This window comes from Providencia sp. PROV119, from assembly GCF_028482435.1.
In the GTDB taxonomy this organism is placed as follows: Bacteria; Pseudomonadota; Gammaproteobacteria; order Enterobacterales; family Enterobacteriaceae; genus Providencia; species Providencia stuartii.
Genome location: NZ_JAMPQL010000055.1, coordinates 1 through 1236, shown reverse-complemented (window position 1 = coordinate 1236; position 1236 = coordinate 1). Strand labels below are relative to the sequence as shown.

Below are 1236 nucleotides of genomic sequence, written 5' to 3'. Positions count from 1 at the left end.
AGCGGGCGGCCGGAAGGTGAATGCTAGGCATGATCTAACCCTCGGTCTCTGGCGTCGCGACTGCGAAATTTCGCGAGGGTTTCCGAGAAGGTGATTGCGCTTCGCAGATCTCCAGGCGCGTGGGTGCGGACGTAGTCAGCGCCATTGCCGATCGCGTGAAGTTCCGCCGCAAGGCTCGCTGGACCCAGATCCTTTACAGGAAGGCCAACGGTGGCGCCCAAGAAGGATTTCCGCGACACCGAGACCAATAGCGGAAGCCCCAACGCCGACTTCAGCTTTTGAAGGTTCGACAGCACGTGCAGCGATGTTTCCGGTGCGGGGCTCAAGAAAAATCCCATCCCCGGATCGAGGATGAGCCGGTCGGCAGCGACCCCGCTCCGTCGCAAGGCGGAAACCCGCGCCTCGAAGAACCGCACAATCTCGTCGAGCGCGTCTTCGGGTCGAAGGTGACCGGTGCGGGTGGCGATGCCATCCCGCTGCGCTGAGTGCATAACCACCAGCCTGCAGTCCGCCTCAGCAATATCGGGATAGAGCGCAGGGTCAGGAAATCCTTGGATATCGTTCAGGTAGCCCACGCCGCGCTTGAGCGCATAGCGCTGGGTTTCCGGTTGGAAGCTGTCGATTGAAACACGGTGCATCTGATCGGACAGGGCGTCTAAGAGCGGCGCAATACGTCTGATCTCATCGGCCGGCGATACAGGCCTCGCGTCCGGATGGCTGGCGGCCGGTCCGACATCCACGACGTCTGATCCGACTCGCAGCATTTCGATCGCCGCGGTGACAGCGCCGGCGGGGTCTAGCCGCCGGCTCTCATCGAAGAAGGAGTCCTCGGTGAGATTCAGAATGCCGAACACCGTCACCATGGCGTCGGCCTCCGCAGCGACTTCCACGATGGGGATCGGGCGAGCAAAAAGGCAGCAATTATGAGCCCCATACCTACAAAGCCCCACGCATCAAGCTTTTGCCCATGAAGCAACCAGGCAATGGCTGTAATTATGACGACGCCGAGTCCCGACCAGACTGCATAAGCAACACCGACAGGGATGGATTTCAGAACCAGAGAAAGAAAATAAAATGCGATGCCATAACCGATTATGACAACGGCGGAAGGGGCAAGCTTAGTAAAGCCCTCGCTAGATTTTAATGCGGATGTTGCGATTACTTCGCCAACTATTGCGATAACAAGAAAAAGCCAGCCTTTCATGATATATCTCCCAATTTGTGTAGGGCTTATTA

The 1236-nt window shown here is 57.9% G+C and carries 2 protein-coding genes; both read right to left on the bottom strand.

Annotated elements, in window-relative coordinates; translation table 11 throughout:
- Nucleotides 1–23: 23 nt before the first annotated feature.
- The gene (gene sul1 / locus PSF11_RS21150) at nt 24–863 is read right to left on the bottom strand and encodes a sulfonamide-resistant dihydropteroate synthase Sul1 (RefSeq protein WP_000259031.1); all 840 of its coding nucleotides are present in this window, start codon (nt 861–863) and stop codon (nt 24–26) included.
- The gene (locus PSF11_RS21145) at nt 857–1204 is read right to left on the bottom strand and encodes a quaternary ammonium compound efflux SMR transporter QacE delta 1 (RefSeq protein WP_000679427.1); all 348 of its coding nucleotides are present in this window, start codon (nt 1202–1204) and stop codon (nt 857–859) included. The genes sul1 and PSF11_RS21145 overlap by 7 nt, the downstream gene beginning before the upstream one ends.
- Nucleotides 1205–1236 lie beyond the last annotated feature (32 nt).

Excerpts from the sequence above, each read along its gene's own strand:
- sul1 (WP_000259031.1), bottom strand. The coding sequence starts at position 863 with ATGGTGACGGTGTTCGGCATTCTGAATCTCACCGAGGACTCCTTCTTC.
- PSF11_RS21145 (WP_000679427.1), bottom strand. The coding sequence starts at position 1,204 with ATGAAAGGCTGGCTTTTTCTTGTTATCGCAATAGTTGGCGAAGTAATC.